Source organism: Aeromonas sp. R2-3, assembly GCF_040908375.1.
Lineage (GTDB): Bacteria > Pseudomonadota > Gammaproteobacteria > Enterobacterales > Aeromonadaceae > Aeromonas > Aeromonas veronii.
On sequence record NZ_JBFODP010000017.1, the window covers coordinates 305,553 to 324,788 of the forward strand.

At 59.9% G+C, this 19,236-nt stretch carries 15 protein-coding genes; 4 read left to right on the plus strand and 11 right to left on the minus strand.

Annotation, left to right across the window (positions count from 1 at the left end; translation table 11 throughout):
* Window positions 1–243: 243 nt before the first annotated feature.
* Window positions 244–744, minus strand: a complete 501-nt coding sequence (locus AB5Z02_RS07065; RefSeq protein WP_270656028.1) for a hypothetical protein — start codon at window positions 742–744, stop codon at window positions 244–246.
* A gap of 392 nt (window positions 745–1,136) precedes the next feature.
* Here AB5Z02_RS07065 and AB5Z02_RS07070 point away from each other — a divergent pair, with 392 nt between their 5' ends.
* The 3 genes from AB5Z02_RS07070 (at window position 1,137) to AB5Z02_RS07080 (ending at window position 4,038) form a co-directional block, all read left to right on the plus strand.
* Window positions 1,137–2,321, plus strand: a complete 1,185-nt coding sequence (locus AB5Z02_RS07070; RefSeq protein WP_231719638.1) for an OmpP1/FadL family transporter — start codon at window positions 1,137–1,139, stop codon at window positions 2,319–2,321.
* Window positions 2,322–2,605: 284 nt separating this feature from the next.
* Window positions 2,606–2,911, plus strand: a complete 306-nt coding sequence (locus AB5Z02_RS07075) for a hypothetical protein (RefSeq protein WP_021231217.1) — start codon at window positions 2,606–2,608, stop codon at window positions 2,909–2,911.
* On the plus strand, window positions 2,908–4,038 hold the full coding sequence (locus AB5Z02_RS07080) for an HlyD family secretion protein (RefSeq protein WP_368215685.1): 1,131 nt from the start codon (window positions 2,908–2,910) through the stop codon (window positions 4,036–4,038). Before AB5Z02_RS07075 ends, AB5Z02_RS07080 begins: the two co-directional genes overlap by 4 nt.
* A gap of 15 nt (window positions 4,039–4,053) precedes the next feature.
* Here the strand turns inward: AB5Z02_RS07080 and AB5Z02_RS07085 are convergent, their stop codons facing one another.
* The 6 genes from AB5Z02_RS07085 to AB5Z02_RS07110 all read right to left on the minus strand — a co-directional run bounded on the left by AB5Z02_RS07085 (window position 4,054) and on the right by AB5Z02_RS07110 (window position 13,559).
* Window positions 4,054–7,158, minus strand: coding sequence for an efflux RND transporter permease subunit (locus AB5Z02_RS07085; protein ID WP_076495141.1), 3,105 nt, complete (start codon window positions 7,156–7,158; stop codon window positions 4,054–4,056).
* A gap of 9 nt (window positions 7,159–7,167) precedes the next feature.
* Complete coding sequence (locus AB5Z02_RS07090) at window positions 7,168–8,367, minus strand: efflux RND transporter periplasmic adaptor subunit (RefSeq protein ID WP_368215824.1); 1,200 nt, start codon at window positions 8,365–8,367, stop codon at window positions 7,168–7,170.
* A 388-nt stretch (window positions 8,368–8,755) separates the two neighbouring features.
* Window positions 8,756–9,562: an exodeoxyribonuclease III gene (gene xthA, locus AB5Z02_RS07095; RefSeq protein ID WP_279498471.1), complete on the minus strand. Its 807-nt coding sequence runs from the start codon at window positions 9,560–9,562 to the stop codon at window positions 8,756–8,758.
* Between the two features lie 115 nt (window positions 9,563–9,677).
* Window positions 9,678–10,640 carry an ion channel gene (locus tag AB5Z02_RS07100; protein WP_368215687.1) on the minus strand — a complete coding sequence of 321 codons (963 nt, stop codon included), beginning with the start codon at window positions 10,638–10,640 and terminating at the stop codon, window positions 9,678–9,680.
* Between the two features lie 66 nt (window positions 10,641–10,706).
* Window positions 10,707–12,353: a tetratricopeptide repeat protein gene (locus AB5Z02_RS07105; protein WP_368215688.1), complete on the minus strand. Its 1,647-nt coding sequence runs from the start codon at window positions 12,351–12,353 to the stop codon at window positions 10,707–10,709.
* Window positions 12,354–12,512: 159 nt separating this feature from the next.
* Complete coding sequence (locus AB5Z02_RS07110) at window positions 12,513–13,559, minus strand: FAD:protein FMN transferase (protein WP_236356328.1); 1,047 nt, start codon at window positions 13,557–13,559, stop codon at window positions 12,513–12,515.
* A 335-nt stretch (window positions 13,560–13,894) separates the two neighbouring features.
* Here AB5Z02_RS07110 and azu point away from each other — a divergent pair, with 335 nt between their 5' ends.
* Window positions 13,895–14,335 carry an azurin gene (azu, locus tag AB5Z02_RS07115; RefSeq protein ID WP_005337768.1) on the plus strand — a complete coding sequence of 147 codons (441 nt, stop codon included), beginning with the start codon at window positions 13,895–13,897 and terminating at the stop codon, window positions 14,333–14,335.
* Between the two features lie 114 nt (window positions 14,336–14,449).
* Here azu and AB5Z02_RS07120 read toward each other — a convergent pair whose 3' ends face one another.
* From AB5Z02_RS07120 to AB5Z02_RS07135, 4 genes are all read right to left on the minus strand, one after another.
* Window positions 14,450–15,007, minus strand: coding sequence for a HutD family protein (locus tag AB5Z02_RS07120; protein ID WP_042057881.1), 558 nt, complete (start codon window positions 15,005–15,007; stop codon window positions 14,450–14,452).
* A gap of 85 nt (window positions 15,008–15,092) precedes the next feature.
* Window positions 15,093–15,752 carry a YceH family protein gene (locus AB5Z02_RS07125; RefSeq protein ID WP_368215690.1) on the minus strand — a complete coding sequence of 220 codons (660 nt, stop codon included), beginning with the start codon at window positions 15,750–15,752 and terminating at the stop codon, window positions 15,093–15,095.
* 139 nt (window positions 15,753–15,891) lie between these two features.
* A complete protein-coding gene (locus AB5Z02_RS07130) occupies window positions 15,892–18,030 on the minus strand; it encodes a diguanylate cyclase (protein ID WP_368215692.1) in 2,139 nt (712 codons plus the stop codon).
* Window positions 18,027–19,220 (minus strand): extracellular solute-binding protein, encoded by a 1,194-nt coding sequence (locus AB5Z02_RS07135; RefSeq protein ID WP_159163910.1) that lies wholly within the window; start codon window positions 19,218–19,220, stop codon window positions 18,027–18,029. The genes AB5Z02_RS07130 and AB5Z02_RS07135 overlap by 4 nt, the downstream gene beginning before the upstream one ends.
* Window positions 19,221–19,236: the final 16 nt, after the last annotated feature.

The following is a 19,236-nucleotide window of genomic DNA, read 5'->3' on the forward strand; positions in this document are numbered from 1 at the left end:
CGCAAAGGCAGCAACCTTGGACGGTGAAAAGTGGGCTGGTGACATAATACGTCTTCTCTTTTGCAGGCCGCCGGTCGGGTGAGGTGCAAGGCATCACCAAAGGGGCTGGCGGCAAACGGGGCGCAGCTGTATCAGTGCGCACGGCTCCCTGTGAGCGGACCGGTTTGGCCGGGGCACAGGGTCAGGCAAGGCGGCAGAGAACGGGCAAGTTGAAGCTTGCCTGTGCCGCAAGAGAAGGACTTTCTAGTGGCGTAACACCGACAGCATCAGATGTCGGCGCGGCCAGGAGGGAGGGTGAGTACCGCGCGAGCGCAGGAAGGGATCCCGCAACCAGTTATCAAGCAGTGACGCTGCGACGTTGTTGCCAAGTAGCAGGGGGAAGAGCAGCAGGGCGACCAGTACACCCAGCAGAGCCATCGCGCCGAAGGAGAGAGCATTGACGCCGGTCTGCATCTGGCACTCATCGCCCATGGTTGACCCCTCGCCTCCCTGATGGCAGGAGAGGGTCATGACATCGCCCGGGTGATCCATAGCGGGCATTGCATGAGAGATATCGCCATCCGCCATCGCCATGGATGAATCGAACATCACCATCGACTGGGCGCTGCTTGAGGTCGGCTCGGAGGAGAGGGGAGAACCATGCCAGCTGATGCAGAGGGTCAGATTGCAGACGAGCAGCAGCGCCAGCAATAGCCGGGCCAGAGCAACAGAGGGCAATCTTGCAGCAAGCTGGGTGAGTGACAATCCGGGCATCCTTAGGGAGCAGATGGCGGGACTGTAAACCTTGCCACGAGGTGAAGGTCAATGGCGCCAGTGATGTTATAGAGGTGCTGTGTTGGGGGGGATATTTAAGCAATGCTTAACCATTGCGTATGCCCAACCCTAATGAAGCATGCCCCTCATCCCGTTAGGATGCCCCCTGTCAGTTACCACGATGACGTGATGGTTCACTCTTTTGCTCCGGCATAAATGATTGCGGCAGGAGTGCTTGCCGACCTCATCCATCCCGTGACGCCATGAGCGAGCAGTATAAAGCCGCAGGTCTCCCGGATGCTGACAATCAAAGAGTCAAACCGTGTTTTTGAGCAGCACACCTTGCCGGGTGCTCACCATGTTCACTATTCAGGAGTATTGAAATGCAGCCACGACTGTTGTCGCTGATGCTTGCCGCTTTGCTGAGTCCCTCAGTCATGGCTGGCGGCCTTGCCCTCTACGAGACCAGCACTGCCAACAGTGCGCTGGCCAACGCAGGGTCTGCCGCCCGTGCCCAAGGGGCAGATACTATCGCAAGCAACCCGGCCGGTATGACCAAACTGGAAGGTACCCAGTTGCAGGTCAATGGCGGTGTGGTATACGGCGACCTTGAGCTGGATCTGGACAACGGCGGTAACAACGGTGGAAATGCCCTGCAGACCGCGCCGCTCGGCAGCCTCTATCTGACTCATGCCATCGACGATCAATGGGTCGCAGGTATCGGCGTCTTTGGCAGTCACGGTCTGGGTATCGATTATGGCGATGGCTGGGATGGTCGTGGTTATACCCAGTCGGCCAAGCTGACCGGCATCGCCTTTGCTCCGAGTCTGGCGTACCGCATTGACTCAAATTGGTCGGTGGGAGCCAGCCTGATCGCCATGAATGGTTCGCTGGAAGCCTCTGTGGATCTGACGTCCGGGATGGGGGAAGGGCGGGAATTCTCCAATAGCGACTGGGCGTATGGTGCCTCCTTCGGGGTACTTTACGAGCTGGATCAGCACTCCCGTATCGGCTTGAGCTACTTCTCCGAACTGAAGTGGGAGCTGGAAGATCAGCTCTTCCCACGTGCTGATGTGGCAGGTCTAGGAGTCGAGATCATGATTCCGCAGACCATTACGCTAAGTGGCTATCACCAGCTCAACGACCAGTGGGCCTTGCTGGCCAGTGCCAACTGGCAGCAGTGGTCCCGTTTTGGAGATATCGGTGTGGCATCTGCCATGGGCAGCCAAACCATTGATATGAATTACAAGGATACATGGCATGCCAGCCTGGGGGCACAGGTTGATGTCACCCCTGCACTGTGTTTGAGCAGCGGAATCGGCTATGACAGTAGTGCAGTGAGTGATGAGTACCGTACTGTGATGCTTCCAGTAGGTTCTGGTTGGCGCTGGGGTCTGGGGGCCAGTTATCAGTTGAGCCCAGCCACCAAGGTGGAAGCCAGCTATACCCTGGCCTGGCTGGGTGATATGCCAGTGGATCAGGACGGGATCGGTCGCCCGCACTTGTCCGGCAGCTACAACAACAGCTACCTGAACTTCTTCAACATCGGTGTGCAACACCAGTTCTGAGTTGTGAGCCTTGCAAGCCTTCACTGGTTGGGGGCTTCTTCATCCTGCCCGTCGCGCCGATCCGGCGCGTTATTAGCTGGGTGGCTCGTGAGGTCCACTTGTTTGCTCATCCGTTACTCAAGGAACAACATCAAATGTCATCACAATCAACCTCTGCGTTAGCGCGGTGGCTTTGGCGCCTGACGTTTATATTGGCCACGGTCGCTCTGGTTGTCTTCTTCTCGAAAGGTGCCCACATCTATCCAATTGAGGCGACCAGGTTCAACCATGCTTTGCCAGCCATCATGGTACTGCTTGATTCCGAGATCTTTATGGGGGTGATTACTGTGATCACTCTCTATGTGGTCCTCTATCTGGTCTATCTGCTGTGGCAACTGCATGAGATCGCTGTGCACCGTGCCAAGGTGTCTGAGTCGGTGCATATCACCCTGGTGTTTGCGCTCTCCTTGTGCGGACTGTTTATCGACAAGACCTGGTGGGTGCTTGCCGTCATCATCGCCTTTGCCCGTTGGGATGTGCTGAGCGAGCGGATGAGCCTTATTATCGGCCATGGTATTCGACGTGGTCGTCATGAGGGGGAGGCATCATGAAAGAGATCCTGCTGCCCTATATCCTGATCGTCTGGTTGCTGGTCAAGCTGAACATATTGCCTTGGAACCTAAAAACGGGTTTTTGGAGTACCGCAATTGGCGCGTTATTGGCGCTTGGTTTGTTGACTACCTCTCGCCATTTGGCTCCGGTGGATTTTACCGATTCGGCGACGGTCAAGGCACCTCATGCGGTGTTGGGACCCTTACTAGGCATCAACCAGTTTCATCAGATAGATCAGATTTATGTTGCGCATAATCAGCGCGTTGCGCGTGGTCAGCCCATTTATAGTCTTGCAGACTGGGAGAGTAACGGTAAGTCTCAGGCGTTGAGCTATCAGATTGACGCCCAGCATGCCCAGGTGGCGTCAGAGGTAAGCCAGCAGCGAGCGATCCAGTCACGACTGAACCTCAATCACAAGGAATTGGCTCGGCTGACCCAGTTGGGTAACTTTGCCAGTATTCAGAGCCGTGACCAGCTGCAGACCCAAATTGATGGCGATCTGGCGCAACTGAGTGCTAGTGAAGCGAAGGTTCAGGCGATTGAAGCTCAGGTGTTGAATCTAGAGACAGAGCTGGCCTTGCAGGAGCGACGGAATGAAGAGAAGGTGATTAGGGCTCCGTTTGATGGTCAGGTCTCGATAATCAATATTGCCAGCGGTTCCCGTACCGGCAACATGCACCTTTACGACACTTCTCGCAAGTTTCTGGAGTTTCGCATTCCGGATCAGAGTTTTCGCAACATAGCACCAGGCCAGTTTGCCGAGTTTTATGTAGATGCCTATCCAGGGCGCATCTTTCGGGCACGGGTGCACTCAGTACTTACTGGCACGGGGGAGGCCCAGATGAGTGTTGCGCAGGGGGATCAGGATGTACGGCAGCATGTGGGCAACAACATGTCCAGCCATGGCCGGACAGTGGTGCTCGACATGCTGGTGCCGGATGGTGTGGACCTGCCAATTGGGGCAACCGGCTCAGCCTGGATTTCGGCACATAAACCCCATCCGCTGCTTGGCTTTATCGACATCATCGGTGCCGCCACCGTGCGTCTCAAGGCGATGAAGGCCTATCTATTTGCCATGTTACGGAGTGACATAAAAAAGCCCCTCCGTGAGGGAGGGGCTTGGTGAGCGAGACCGCAGTGGTCAGGCCCGTTTCTCCGAGCGGCGCATGATGAGCCGGAAGAAGAGCGGGATAAAGAAGATGGCGATAAAGGTGGCCGCCAGCATGCCGCCGATGACCGGCCAGCCGAGGGCGTGACGGCTTGCCGCACCGGCCCCGCTGGAGGTGACCAACGGCACACAGCCGAGGATGAAGGCGAGCGAGGTCATCACGATGGGACGGAAACGCAGGCGCGCCGCCTCTAGTGCCGACTCGATGAGGCTCATCCCCTCTTCGTGCTTCATCACCGCGAACTCCACGATCAGGATGGCGTTCTTGGCGGCAAGGCCGACCAGGGTCACCAGCCCGATCTGGAAGTAGACGTTGTTGGTCAGCCCCACCAGCCAGGTGGCGAGCAGGGCACCGAACAGGGCGAACGGTACCGCGGTGATCACCGCAAACGGCAGGCTCCAGCGTTCATACTGGGCGGCCAGAATGAGGAAGATCATCACGATACCGAAACCAAAGGCCATGCCTGCGCTGCCTGCGGCCGCTTTCTCCTGATAGGCGGAGCCGGTCCACTCCAGCTTGGCGTCGTTGCCAAGAGCCTCATTGGCGACCTCTTCCAGCGCGGCGATGGCCTGACCCGAGCTGTAGCCTGGGGCGGGCTGGGCCATGATCTTGGCGGCCTGGAAGATGTTGAAGCGTTCGACCAGTTCGGGGCCGGTGGCATCACGCACCGTCACCAGACTGCTGAGCGGGATCATCTCCCCCTTGTCGGAGCGGACATAGACGTTGCGGATGTCGCTCTTCTTGGCGCGGTAGTCGGCCTCGGACTGCAACTGCACCCGGTAGGTACGGCCGAACTGGTTGAAGTCGTTGACATAGACCTGGCCGAAGGTGGCCTGCATGGTGTCAAACACCGCGTTGATCGGCAGCCCCAGCGCCTTGGCCTTTTCGCGATCCAGGTCGAGATAGACCTGCGGCACGTTGGCGCGGTAGGTGCTGGTGACGCTGGCAAACTCCGGGCGCGCCTTGGCTGCTTCGAGGAAGCGCTGTACTTCGCCTGAGAAGGCCTGGGCGTTGCCGGTGCCACGGTTTTGCAGATAGGCCTCAAGGCCTCCTGTGGTGGACATCCCCTGAATGGGAGGCGGGTTGAAGGAGGCGACAAAGCCATCCGCCAGCCCCATCAGGCTCAAGCCCTGGAAGGTCTTGGCCAGCGAGAAGGAGTCCTGTCCGGTCCCCTGACGCTCGCTCCAGTCCTTCAGGGTAATGAAGGTCATGCCGCTGTTGCTGATGATGGCATTGGAGAGAATGTCAAAGCCCGAGAAGGTGATCACATCCTTCACATGGGGGTTGGCCATGGCGATCTTGTCGAACTGATCCGCCACCGCCTGGGTCCGGCTCATCGCGGCGGCATCCGGCAGCATGACGGCGGAGATGAGGTAGCCCTGATCTTCGTTCGGTACCAGTTCGCCCGGCACTTTCAGGAAGAGGCCGTAGATGGAGAGGATCAGCACGGCGATGATGGCAAAGGCGACCCCCACCCGACGGTTCAGGAAGGCCACACCACGTACATAGCCGCGGGTCAGCTGGTCAAATTTTTCGTTGAACCAGACGAAGAAGCGGGCGGGTTTGTGGTGTCCCTCTTTCAGCAACACGGCGCAGAGGGCCGGGGAGAGAGTCAGTGCCACCAGACCGGAGATGGCGACCGAGACCGCGACCGTGATGGCGAACTGCTTGTACATCACCCCGGTCATGCCGCCCATAAAGGCGACCGGCAGGAACACGGCGCAGAGCACCAGCACGATGGCGACCACTGGGCCGGAGACCTCCTGCATGGCGAGGATGGCAGCCTCTTTGGGCGAACACTTCTTCTCGCTCATGATCCGCTCGACGTTTTCGAGCACCACGATGGCGTCATCCACCACGATACCGATGGCAAGCACCATGCCGAACAGGGTCAGCAGGTTGATGGAGAAACCGAGCACCAGCATGCCGGCGAAGGTCCCGATGAGCGACACCGGCACCGCGATACAGGGGATCAGGGTGGCGCGGAAGTTCTGCAGGAACAGGTAGACCACCACGAACACCAGTACGATCGCCTCGAACAGGGTGTGTACCACCTCTTCGATGGAGATCTTCACGAACTCGGTGGTGTCGTAGGGGATCTGGTACTCGATATCCTGCGGGAAGCGCTCCTTGAGTCGCTCCATGGTGGCGTGTACCGCATCGGCGACCGCGACGGCGTTGGCGCCCGGCTGCAGATAGGTGGCGATACCGATGGCCGGTTTGCCGTTGGCGCGGGCGACCAGATCATAATCCTTGCCCCCCAGCTCGACCCGGGCGACATCGCGGACCCGGATCTTGGAACCATCGGGCATGGAGCGGACGATGATGTTTTGGAACTCTTTCACATCTTCAAGGCGCCCTTTGGTCTGCACCGTGTAGGTGAAGTCGATGGGGGCCGTGGTGGGCTGAGCACCGATCTTGCCTGCTGCGAACTGGGTGTTCTGCTCGCGAATGGCGCCGATCACGTCGCTCGGGGTGAGCTCGAGCTGGGCCAGTCGATCCGGCCGCAGCCAGATGCGCATGGCGTAGTCGGTACCGCCAAACAGAGTGGTATCACCGATGCCGGGAATCCGCTTGAGCTCGTCGATGATGTTGAGCAGGGCGTAGTTCGACAGATAGGTGGTATCAAACGAGCCGTTCGGTGACTGGAGGGTAACCACCTGCAGGATGGAGGTCGATTTCTTCTTGACCGTCACTCCCTGCTTTTTCACCTCTTCCGGCAGCTGGGCCATGGCGGCCGAGACCCGGTTGTTGACGTTGATGGTGGCCTGATCCGGATCGGTGCCGATCTCGAAGTAGACGTTGAGGTTCATCTGGCCGTTGGAGGCCGACCCCGACTGCATGTAGATCATCCGCTCGACGCCGTTGATCTGCTGCTCCAGCGGCGCTGCCACGGTCTGGGAGATCACCTCCGGGGTTGCGCCCGGATAAAACGCCGTGACCGAGACCACTGGCGGGGTGATCTGGGGATATTGCTCGATGGGGAGCGCCCGCATCGCCGCCAAACCGCCCAGCACGATAATGATCGAAATCACGCTGGCGAAGATGGGGCGTTCTATGAAGAACTTGGAAAACATACGGGCTCCTTACTTGGCCGCAGACTGGCTGACCACCTTGCCGGTGATCGCCTTCATCTCGTCGGCAGAGACAGGTTTCACCACGGCGCCGGGGCGGGCCTTCATCAAGCCTTCGACGATATAGCGCTCACCTGCCTGCAGGCCGCTCTCGATCAGCACGCCGGAGTCGACCGCTGCGCCCAGGGTCACCGGACGGGGCACTACCTTGTTGTTGGCATCGACCACCATCACCATGCGGTCAGCCTGGGACTGGACGATGGCACGGGGCGGCACCACGATGGCGTTTTTGCGCAGGCCCAGATCGATGGTCATGCGGACAAACTGGCCCGGCAGCAGTACGCCGTCCTTGTTGTCGAAGATGGCGCGGGCACGGATGGTGCCGGTCTGGGGATCGACCCGGTTGTCGGAGAAGTTGAGCTTGCCCGCCTCCGGATAGAGGGAGCCATCGGCCAGACGAATATGGGTGCGCCAGGTGGTGGCATCCTTCGCCTCAATCACCCCTTTCTTTACCGAGTTTTCGAAGTTGAGGCGATCCTGCTCCGAGTAGGAGAAGTTGACGTAGAGCGGATCAAACTGGGTGATGGTAGTGAGCAGGCCGTTGTCGCCGCTGGTGGAGATAAGGCTCCCCTCGGACTGGGAGCTCTTGCTTGCCATGCCGTTGATGGGGGCGGTCACCTGGGTGTAGCTGAGGTTGAGCTCCGCCTCTTTCACCTTGGCCTGAGCGGCCTGATGACTGGCGATGGCCGCTTCATAGTTGGCGATGGTGTCGTCATAGTCCTTGCGACTGACCACCTGACGCTTGAAGAGGGGAATGATGCGATCCCGATCGGCACGGGCCTTGTTGAGACGGGCCTGCTCCTGAGCCAAGGTCCCTTTGGCCTGCTCCAGCGCCACTTTGTAGGGCTCAGGGTCGATCAAAAACAGCTCCTGACCGGCGGTAACCGGCTGGCCTTCCACATAAGTGCGCTTGAGCAGGATGCCACTGACCCGGGAGCGTACATCGATCTCGCGAAAACCGGCGGTCTCTCCCACCATCTCGGTGGTGAGCGGCACATCGGTCAGCTTGACCTCGGCGACCACCACAGGGACGGCGGGCATGGTCTGGGCCGTCTGGGTCGTCTCGCCGCCACAGGCACTCAGACCGCTGATCAGCGCCAGGGTCAGCAAGCTGCGTTTGTAAACCTCTCTTCCGGCATTGGGCACCTTCATCATCACACTCCTGTTGGATCGATTTCGGCTGCTGCGTTCAGCATGTTTCTCCATACACATCATTAACTTCATGATTAAAAAAACAACTTATTTATGATTGGAATGGGAGATGATAGGGCGGCAACCTTGAACACAACCTTCTCAAAGTGGCAATTAGGGTTGCCGATTGACGAAAAAAGTCTGACTTTTCCGATTTGGGCGGGGGGCTTCGGGGATGTTCATCCCGGGCTCGGGCTCTTTGCAACCGTATCACGTCAGCCACTCCTTGCTGAAAAAAATAAGGTGCCATAAGGCACCTTGTCTGGATGGTTTTTTTACGCCCTTTTATCGCGGGCAACCGCGAGCCGCTTCACAGATTGGCGATATCATTGCGGCATCCGGCGCCACATCAGGCGAAGCAGGCCCAGATGGGGGCGTGGTCGGAGGGTTTCTCGATGCCGCGCAGCTCGTAGTCGATACCGGTCTCGGTCACCTTGTCCTTGAGGGCGTCGGAGGCCATGATGAGGTCGATGCGCAGGCCGCGGTTCTCGTCAAAGCCCTTGGAGCGGTAGTCAAACCAGGAGAAACGCTCGCACTCGGTGGGGTTGGCGGCGCGGAAGGTGTCGGTGAGGCCAAACCCTTTCAGTCGCTCCATCCATTCGCGCTCGATGGGCAGGAAGGAGCATTTGCCATCCCGCAGCCAGCGTTTGCGGTTCGCCTCGCCGATGCCGATGTCGAGATCGGTGGGGGAGATATTCATATCCCCGATCAGCACCAGCTGGTCGTCCGGGGTGTGGTTGGTCTCGAGGTAGTGCTGCAGATCCTCGTAGAACTTCTGCTTGGCCGGGAACTTGGTCTCGTGATCCTGACTTTCACCCTGCGGGAAGTAGCCGTTCATCACCTTGATGAGAGAGCCGTCTTCACGTTCGAAGGTGGCCATGATCATCCGGCGCTGGGCCTCTTCATTATCGGTGGGGAAGCCTTTCTCCACCTTGACCGGCTTCTGCTTGCTCATGATGGCCACCCCGTAGTGGGCCTTCTGGCCGTGAAACTCCACGTGATAGCCCATGGCCTCCACATCGGCCAGCGGGAAGGCTTCATCGTGCACCTTGATCTCTTGCAGGCCGATCACATCGGGTTGGTGCTTGTCGATGATGGCTTGCAGCTGGTGCAGACGGGCGCGCAGGCCGTTGATATTGAAAGAGATGATCTTCATGTCCGGGATGCTCATGTCATTTTTATAAGTGGCTATTGGACTAGGAATCGGCGGTGGATGCAAGTTTGGCCGCGGGCCTGCATCAGTGGCAGGCACCGCGGGGTGGGCAGAGGTGTCAGCGGGTCATCTTTTTGACGAAAACCACCACAAACAGCGCCAGCGTAAAGCTGCCGGTGAAGGCTTCGAAGGCGGCGAAGATCCTGGAGAGGCCGACCGGAGTGAAGTCGCCGTACCCCAATGTGGTGAAGGTGACCACGCTGTAGTAGAGGCATTCGAGCAGGAAGATGGCATTTTGCTCGAGAGGGGCACCGGGTTGGTAGATGAGGTGCTCGCCCTGAAAATGCAGTCCGCAGAAGAAGTAAAAAATGCTGCAGATAAAGATGAGCAGCAACGAGAAGAGCACCACCCGCATCGGGGCCTCGCCATAGCCGCAGAAGAGATCGACCACCCAGGAGGTGAAGCGCTGGGTCGACCAGAACGGCAGTTGCAGGCGGCGCATGGTGAGCTCCTGCTGGATATAGTTGCCGGACATGGTGAAGATCCCCTGTGCCTCGGAGGCTTTGCGCAGATCCCGGTAGGTCTCTTCCGCCTCCTTGAACCAGATGCGCGCCTGTTTGGGATCCCGTTCGCGGCGCCCCTTGCGATCCTGCATCACCCGTTTGCCGGTCTGCATGTTGTCGAGCCGGGTGTTGTGCCAGCGGACGCCGAGCAGGTTGACGTCATCGAGGGTGGCGCACTGGAGGTTGGCATCACTGAGATCGGCTTTCATCAGGCTGCCGCCCTTCATGCGCAGGCCGTAGAGGTGACCACCGCGCAGGTTGGCGCGATAGAGGTTGCACTGCTCCAGCAAAAATCCCTGATCGGACTCCTTGTTGACCAGATTGAGGCCGGCCAGATTGGCCCGTGACAGCTGCAGGCCGTGGCAGAGTCCGCCTGCGCGAACGTACTGTTCAAGCGCCTCGGCGGTGTGGGCTTCCTGATGGGTATGGTGGGGATCATGCCAGTGGCAGAGATCGTGATCGCCAGCCTCTTCACTGCAGTGGCGGCCATCGGCCACCAGATAACGACACATCGCCATCTTAGTTTCCCTCGCATTGCCGAACTGGTTTCAGCATAGGCGGGGAAAAGGGGGCGCGGCGGCGTCTTAGCTGAACTGGTTGAACTCCTGACGCAGCTTGCGAAAACGCTCCTGCTGGGCCGGGTTGAGGGGGATGCCGTCGAGCACGTCCAGGGTGTCTTTGCACTCGGCACCAAATTCCGGACTCTTGCGGTTTTTCTGCATCAGTTGCAGCAGCACCTGGATCTTGTTGAGAGCCGCACCGGTATTGGCGGGGGCGCGGCGCAGGGCCTCGCGAAAATGGCCGAGGGCCTGCTCCAGCTCGCCGCTCTGATAGGCCTTGATCCCCAGATCGTTGAGCTGCTGGTAGCGCTGACGCCGCTCCAGCACCGTCTTATCATCGCGGGTTGCCTGAATGCAGGTGGTGAGCAGCCGATCTTCGTCCTCCGCCAGCAGCCCTTGCAGGCTTTCGGCATATTCAAACTCGCCGAGCTGGTAGAGAGCGAGGATGGTCTCGCCAAGCAGGGCGGGGGGCATGGTGGCCGGCTCATCGAGCCAGTTCTGGTTGGCGCGATAGAGCATCTTCTTACCCTTGAGCAGCTCCCCCAGCGCAATCTGCACCCGTGCCTGACAGATCTGCTCGAACACCGGGTAGTTGAACTCCGACATCATCAGCGAATCGCGGATGCGCGACAGGGCAGAATTGACCTGCTTTTGCAGGTTGGCGATGTGGTAGCTGTCGTTGCTGTTGAGGGCGTAGAGGGTCAGGGTCTGGATATAGGCTCCCAGATAGTGGGGAGTGCGGTGAATGGAGTTGCGCGACAGGTCGATCAGCGACATCAGCACATCCTTGGCCTGGGCGTAGTCGTGACGCTGCAGGCACACCTCCGCCAGCCGACGGGAGAGTTGCACCGACTGGGGGGAGATATCCACCGCCCGTCTGAGCTCCTGCTGTGCCTGCTCGTCATTGCCAAGTGCCAGCAGGGATTCCGCCAGCCAGAGGTGAGCCTCCACCATCAGCGGGGTATTTTTGAGGGTCGCCTGCAGATGGCTGACCGCCTCTTCGTGGAGCCCCAGGGTGTTGCAGGCCTTGCCCAGTGTCAGGCGGGCCCAGCTGTTCTCCTGCCCGGCCAGCAGCTGGCGCATCAGGGCGCGTGCCTCCTGCGCCTGACCCAGCTTGAGGTGGGTATCGGCCTGCAGGCAGCGGCAGTAGTTGGCAAAACGGGGCACTGCATCGGCCCGCTCGGCACAGGCGGTAATGAGGGCTGCCAGATTGTCATCGGCCAGCGCGGTAAAGACGCTGGCCAGCGCATTGCGCCGGGCGAGGGCACGCTTCAAGCGAAACGAGAACTGCTCCTGAGAGAAGGGCTTCATCAGGTATTCGTCGGGCTCGGCCTCCAGCGCGCTCAGTACCATGGCGCGGGAGCTGTCGCCACTCACCATGATTACCACGCTCTGGGGCGGGATCAGGTCTTTGTCGCGCAGGCTTTCGAGCAGCTGGCGGCCATTCTCGCCAACCCCCAGATCGTAATCGATGAGATAGATGTCGAAGCTGCCCTTCTGGCAGCGGCGCCGCGCCTCCTCGGCGGTATTGGAGTAGGTGATGTTGCTGATACCCAGATTGAGCAGCATCGCCTTCATCATCACCTGAAACGAGCGCTGCTCATTGACCATCAGAATGCGTTGTGGCTTGGCTGGGCTCTTTTTTTCTGGCTCTTGTTCAGGTGTCTGCATCTGTCTGGGTCGAGGCGCTGCGGGCTGATGGGAGAAAGTGTGCCACCAAAGCGCCCGAAGAGGCAATTGGCCAAGTTGTCGATTGCGAACCATCTCCGTTTGTCCGCCTTTTGTCCGCGATGAGTGAAAGAAAAAGGCCCTGTTGCCAGGGCCTTGAACTCACCGTTTTTTCTCTGCCAGATAGGGAGCAAATTGCGGCGTGTACTCAGCCTTGAACCCCTGTTCGGTCTTGATGATGAGATAGACCGCCAGCTGGTGCTGTTTGGCAAATGCCATCCCCGCTTCAGGCCCCATCACCATCAGCGCGGTATCGAGAGCATCGGCCTCCAGCGCGGTCGGGGTGATGACGCTGGCGGAGACCAGCTTGTGGGTGACCGGCTGGCCAGTGGCGGGGTCGATGATATGGGAGTAACGCTGGCCATCCAGTTCGTAGTAGTTGCGATAGCTGCCCGCGGTGCTGAGCGCCATGCCGTTGGGGATGACGATATCGGAAAACGCCCCCGGCTGATCGGAGGGTTCGACGATGGCCACTTTCCATGGCGAGCCCTTGCTGTTGTTGCCCTTGCTGCGCACCGCACCGGCCACTTCGATCAGGTAGTTGTGTACCCCCTTGCCTTCGAGCAGGGCGGCGATTTCATCCGATGCCGCCCCTTCGCCGAGGGTGGAGAGGTCGAGATAGAGATCCGGGATCGTTTTTTCGAGCAGGAAGTGATCCCCCTGCGGGGTCAGGGTCAGCTTGTCGATGCCCACCTTGTGGCGGGCGGCGGCGATGGCCGCCTCATCGGGTCGCTTGACCGGCCGTTTGTCCGGGCCAAAGCCCCACAGATTGACCAGAGGCCCCACGGTCACATCCAGCTTGCCGTCGGTCAGCTTACCGGCATCAATCCCCTGCTGGACTATGATGGCCATGGCCGGCGGGATGGCAAACGGGGTGTTGGCGGGCCCTTGATTGAAACGGGAGATGAGCGAGCCCGGATCGTAGGTGGAGATCTCCTTGTTCATCCGGGCCAGCAGGCTCTCTACGTCGCTTTTGAGGGCGGGCTCCCCACCGGGATAGCTATCGCTCAGGGTCACCACATAGTAGGTGCCCATGGTCTTGCCCTGAATACGGGTCTGGGCAGGCGGGGTGGGCTGGCAGCCGGCCAGCGCCAGCAGCAGGGTCAGCAGCAGGCCGCGCAGGGCCGCCACGGGGGTTATCGCAATCATCCGGCGCTCTCATCTGGAGAAGGTTCATATCGGGGCGCTAGCTTAGCCAAGGGGCGACCTTCGGGCGAGCCCTGATAGGGCCAATCGGAGGTAAAAGGGCAGAAAAAATTAAACATTTTTGAACCTGTGGTGGGAGTGGGTCGTATCGTCCCTCCGTGAGGGAGAGAGTGGCGAGTAGATCACCGTCTGGTGACTTGGCCCGCAGCTTTGGCCAAAAGCCATAGCCGATTGAAGACAATTGAGTAAAATGAAGGTCGATTTAGACGGCATCTTTGCGAAGCGTTCACCGCATCCGCCAAGTCGTTGCCATCCATTGCCAATCAAAGGAGAAGATGATGAAAAAGGCGATTACCCTGCTGTTTCTGAGTACCCTGGCTGCCCCCGTGCTGGCGGATGAGTGTGCACTGGTCATCGAAGGCAATGATGCCATGCAGTACAACCTCAAAGAGATGAGCGTGCCGGCCACCTGCAAGGAGGTGACGGTCACCCTGAACCACACCGGCAAGCTGCCTGTGACCGCCATGGGTCACAACTGGGTGCTGGCCAGCACCGCCGACTATCAGACCGTGGCGACTGCCGGGATGAGCGCCGGGGCCGAGAACGGCTATCTGCCCAAGGATGATCCCCGTGTGCTGGCTCACACCAAGCTGATCGGCGGCGGCGAGAGCAGCAGCGTGACCTTCAAGACCGACGGTCTGGCGGGCAAGGATCTCACCTTCTTCTGCTCCTTCCCCGGCCACTTCGCCATGATGAAGGGCTCCTTCAAGGTCAACTAAGGTGCTGACTGGCACAAGCCGGTTGCCTCAATAGCAAAAGCCGGGATTTCCCGGCTTTTTCATCTCTGCTGTTTGTGTGTGGCGTGGCATGACTGCACACCGCCGACTTTTGCGCTATTTGGCCTGCAGGGTAAAGAAGGCGATGGCGGTCTTCTTCTGGCATTCGAAGTGAATGCTCTCTTCCCCGGTCACCACCAGCGTTTCGTTGATAGCCACCTCTTTGCCCTGCACGGCCAGCTGGCCGCTCAGCAGGTGACAGAGGTAGGTTTTCTCTGGCTCGAGGGTAAGGGTCAGCGGGAAGGGGAGGTTCAGCACCCGCACGTTGGCGCTGATGCGATCCGGATGGTAGATAAGTCCGAGATCGGTCACCTCTTTTTTCAGCAACTCGCAGTGGGTCTCCTCATCGCCGCTAAAGTGCGCCGCCTCGAAGGTGGCGTAGGGGTGGCCGTTGAGCACAAAGCCTGCTCCGCTCACCGGCAGCAAAATGCGCTGATAGCCGGGAAAGGGGGAGAAGGGGCCCGCGCTCTTGATGGGGGCCGAGCTCAGTCGATAGTCAAAGTCGAGTTTGGCAAGGCTGCTCCCCTTGGGGGAGATGAGGATCTGGCTGGTAGTGCCCTGCTGGTTTTTCCAGGGCATCTTCTGGTGGTCAGACTCTTTAATCAGGGTGATCACGGGCACTTCCTCACGATAAAAAAACTCAGGGAGCCGGGGACATCAGCCCCGGCTCCCTGATAGAGATTGGCGATGGTAAAGGCGATCAGCCCTGACCATCCAGCGCAGCCAGCCGCGCTTCCATGGCGGCGAGACGGCTCTTGAGCTCGTTTACCTCCTGCTCCAGCTCGCTCAGACGGTCGGCGGCAGGGGAGGCATAGGCCGCGGCGGGGGCGGCATCCATCATCGCCTGAATATCCACTTCGCCGCTGAACAGGTGGGCGTAGCGGGATTCGCGCTTGCCCGGCTCGCGCGGCAGCTTGACCACGTAGGGGCCACGCTTGATGAGCTGGGTCAGCACCGCATCCACCTCGGTGACATCATCGAAGCTGCAGAGTCGGTTGGTGCGCGAGCGCAGCTCACCCGGGGTTTGCGGGCCGCGCAGCAGCAGTTCGCAGACGATGCCGAGCTCCTGGGCACTGAATTTCAGCTCGCCAAATTCGGTGTTGCAGAATCTGTGCTGATAGCGGGGCACCCGGGCGTTGAAGCCTGCAGTGTTGACCACCAGCCGCTTGCGGATCAGCTCGTCTACCACGGCGCGGATATCGAGCTCGGAGAGCTCCAGCACCGGCTCGCGGTTGCTCTTCTGGTTGCAGGCGTTGACCAGTGCATTAAGGGAGAGGGGATATTGATCCGGGGTGCAGATCTCTTTTTCAATCAGACAGCCGATGACGCGGGCTTCCAGTGGGCCAAGTACTAACTCCATTTCCTACTCCCTTCCAAATCGAGACATCAAGAGCCCCTATCTTAGTCATGGTCCGCGCCGCGTCTAGCGTTGTGCGCCATTTTTGCGAGCTGATCAGGGCGTTGGCGAAAGGCTCGCCAACGCTGCAGACCTCCGCATTTTATCGCTGCCCCTGATAGAAGCGCGCCTTATTGGCATACATGGCGTCGTCAGCCACCCGGCTCAGCTCCGCCAGGGGGGTCTGGTCGCTGCTGCTCCAGCCGATGGCAAACCGCAGCGGGAAGCTATGCTCCCCATGCTGCACGATGGCGTGCTGCTGGCTTGCCTCCAACCTGCCTGCCAGCTGCTGACTGGCGAGGTGATCCGCCTCCGCCAGCAGCACGAACTCGTCGCCGCCGATACGGAAAATCTTCTCATCCTGACGGCAGAGGGAGCGTAGCTGGTGAGCCATCTGGATCAGCAGGGCGTCGCCCGCCTCGTGCCCATACTGGTCGTTGGTGCGCTTGAGGCCGTTGAGGTCGAGCATGAAGAGGGCGAGGTGACGCTCCGGATGGCGCGCCAGCACTGCTTGATAGTGGTGGAAGGCCTCTTCGAACGCCTGCCGGTTGGGCAGCCCGGTGAGGTTGTCGGTGCGGGCGACCCGCGCCAGCTCGTCGGTGAAGAGGCGCCCCTCGATGCCCACCGCCAACTGCTTGGCAAACAGCCGCAAGATGGCCCTGTCTTCGGACTCCAGCCCTTCGGCGCTCACCATCAGATAGCCAAACAGCACGCCGCTTTGGCTGCCGGGCAGGGTCATGATCTTCCAGAGTGCGTTATCCCACTGGCATTCGGAGTGTTTGACCTCCTCATCCATCAGTTGAGCCAGTTTCTCCTGCAGGGCATCCCGCAAGGGGGCATCGACCCCCTGAGTCAGGGAGTAGTGAGGCTGGCCATCGCGGCGGATCACCAGCCCCCAGCGGTGGCCGGGATAGAGCTGCGAGAGCTGCAGCAGGGCAGAGCTGGCCAGCTCGGCAATATCGATATCCAGCTGCTGGTGCAGACCGAACTGCAACCAGGATTGCAGGATATGGCGGCTGCGCTCCTCCCGGCTCAGGGCCGAGCGCAGGGCGGTCGTTTGCGAGGCAACCTCTTGCTCCAGTTCGTCGTTGAAGCCGAGCAGCCGCTGGTTGAAGGCCTCTTTCTCGCTATTGGCCTGCTGCAGCTGTTCATTTTGTTGATAGAGCGCCCGCACCTGATCCGAGATGGTGCTGGCCATCTCCTGTAGCAACTGGCGCACCTCGTCGTACTCCACAAAGCGCAGCGGCGCCTGCCGTTGCTGGTAATTGCCCTTGCCATAGCTGCGCACCAGCGCGGCCAGCGAGCGCAGCGGTCGGGTTAGCCAGCGGGTGAGCCAGACGCAGCCGATGGCCACCAGCAGCAACATGACGGCGATGCTGACGGTCAGCAGCTGTTGGGATTTGTTGAGCTCGCTGACCCTGTCATTGCTGTAGCTGTAGAGGGTGATGGTGGGGGTGATCTCCTGCTCCAGCTGGGGCCAGCCAATGGCCAGGGGCTGCGCCAACTTGCTTGGCTCCCTGTCATCCATGGCGTTGGCGCTCTGGTGAGCCCCTTCGTAGAGACGGTTCTCGCCCTGGGAGATCACCAGATATTCGCTCCCCTTGAGATAGGGTTCCAGCAACTGGGCCATCTGCCGCCAGGGGAGAATGGCCATCACGAAGCCGGAAGGGGTCTGCATCACCCCTGCTCGCTGGTGGTTGCGATAGATGGGGGCTACCAGCGCCAGCCCGCCGCTGCGGTTTTGCTCCATGTCGTCGACCAGCACGGGATCATCGACGGGCAGCAGCAGATGCTTGCCCTGTTTCGCCTCGCGGGTCTTGCCCCAGGCCATCAGCTGCGGCATCAGGTTGCTCGATTCGAGGTGGGAGGCCTGGCCATTGATGTACTCCACCACCAGCCCCTTGTCATCGATGAGGTAGGCCGAGGTGAGCAGGCTGTTGGACTTGATGAAGGTGGCCAGTGCCAGCCGGGCATGGCTGGAGAAGAGGAAGTTGTCGAGGGCCTGATGGAGCACCCGATCCTGACTGAGCTGATTGATCTGGGTGCCGATCAGCTCGCTGCGAAAGCGGGCTTCGCGGGTCATGCTGGTGAGGGCCCGCTCCAGCTGTGACTGCTCGCTCTGGGCGATGATCTGGTGCTGGCGGATCAGCAGTACAGTGCTGGCCAGCAGTGCCGGCAGCAAGGCGACGGTGAATAGGATGATGATGAGGGTCGGGCCGAGCCGAAAGGTGCGATGTTTCATGGTGTTTTGACCTGCCGGTACTGCTGATCGGCCAGCTGCTGCATATAACGGGCGGTGTCGGCGGCACTGATCCCTTCTTTAAAGCGCTCGAACCCTTTCTCCATCGCTTGCCAGGCGATGGACATGGCGCTGTCGGAGGGCATGGGGGTACTGAGGGTGAACTGCTCCAGCAGCACTTTTTCCTGAGGCGTGGGACGGCGGCTGATGGCGGTAAAAGCCTGCTGATTGACCGGCAGCAACGCCCCCTGATGATAGATGAACTGCTGAATATCCTGACGCTGGATAAAGGCCATCAGTGCCTTGATAACGGGTTGCCGATCCTCATCATCCATCGCCCAGCGGGAGGCTCCCATCACGTAGGCGCCGCTCATGGAGTGCATGGAATGGCTTTGCCAGCGGGGCAGCAGGGCGACACCCAGCTTATCCCCCATATTCTTCACCAGATCATTGAAGGCCCAGTCCCCATTGATGAGGTAGGCGCTTTTGCCCTCATTGAAGCGGGCGAGGGCGGTGTCATAGTCGCACTCGGGATCGACCCACTGTTCGCTGGCGACGGTGCGGTAGGCCTCCAGTGCCTGCACCATGGCCGGGCTGTCGAGGGTGATGCGCCCTTCGGTCACCGGCGAGCCGCCAAAGGTGTGTAAAAAGGCGGCGAAGTAGTACATGTCGTGATAGGGCCAGCTGACGGGGTAGACCCCCTTGGCCTTGAGGGCCGGGGTGATAGCAGTCAGTTGCTGCCATTGGGTCACCGGAGTCGAGATCAGCGCCTTGTTGTAAAACAGCATCAGATGGTTGCCCTGCATCATGGGCATGCCCCAGCGTTGCCTATCCAGGGTGACATAACGCAAGGCACTGGCCATCAATGAGGGGGAAAACCACTCGGCCGGGAGGGGAGCGAGGGTCATCTGGCGATAGAGGCCGATAAAATCGGAGGGGATTAGCATCAGGTCGGGCAGCCCCCTGGCCTGAGCTGCCAGCAGGAGATCCGCCTTGATCTTGCCCGGCTCAATCTGGGTGACCCGTACTCTGTGGTTCCCCTCCTGATTGAAGCGGGCGATCACGTCGTCGATCACGTAACCGGCTTGCTGGGAGTGCCACAGCTCCAGTTCAGGCTCCTGGGCCTGCAGGGGGTGGCTCAATGCGAACAGGCAAAGCAGCAAGAGATGATAAAAAGATCGTTTTCTGCTCATGTTATCATCACCGTTA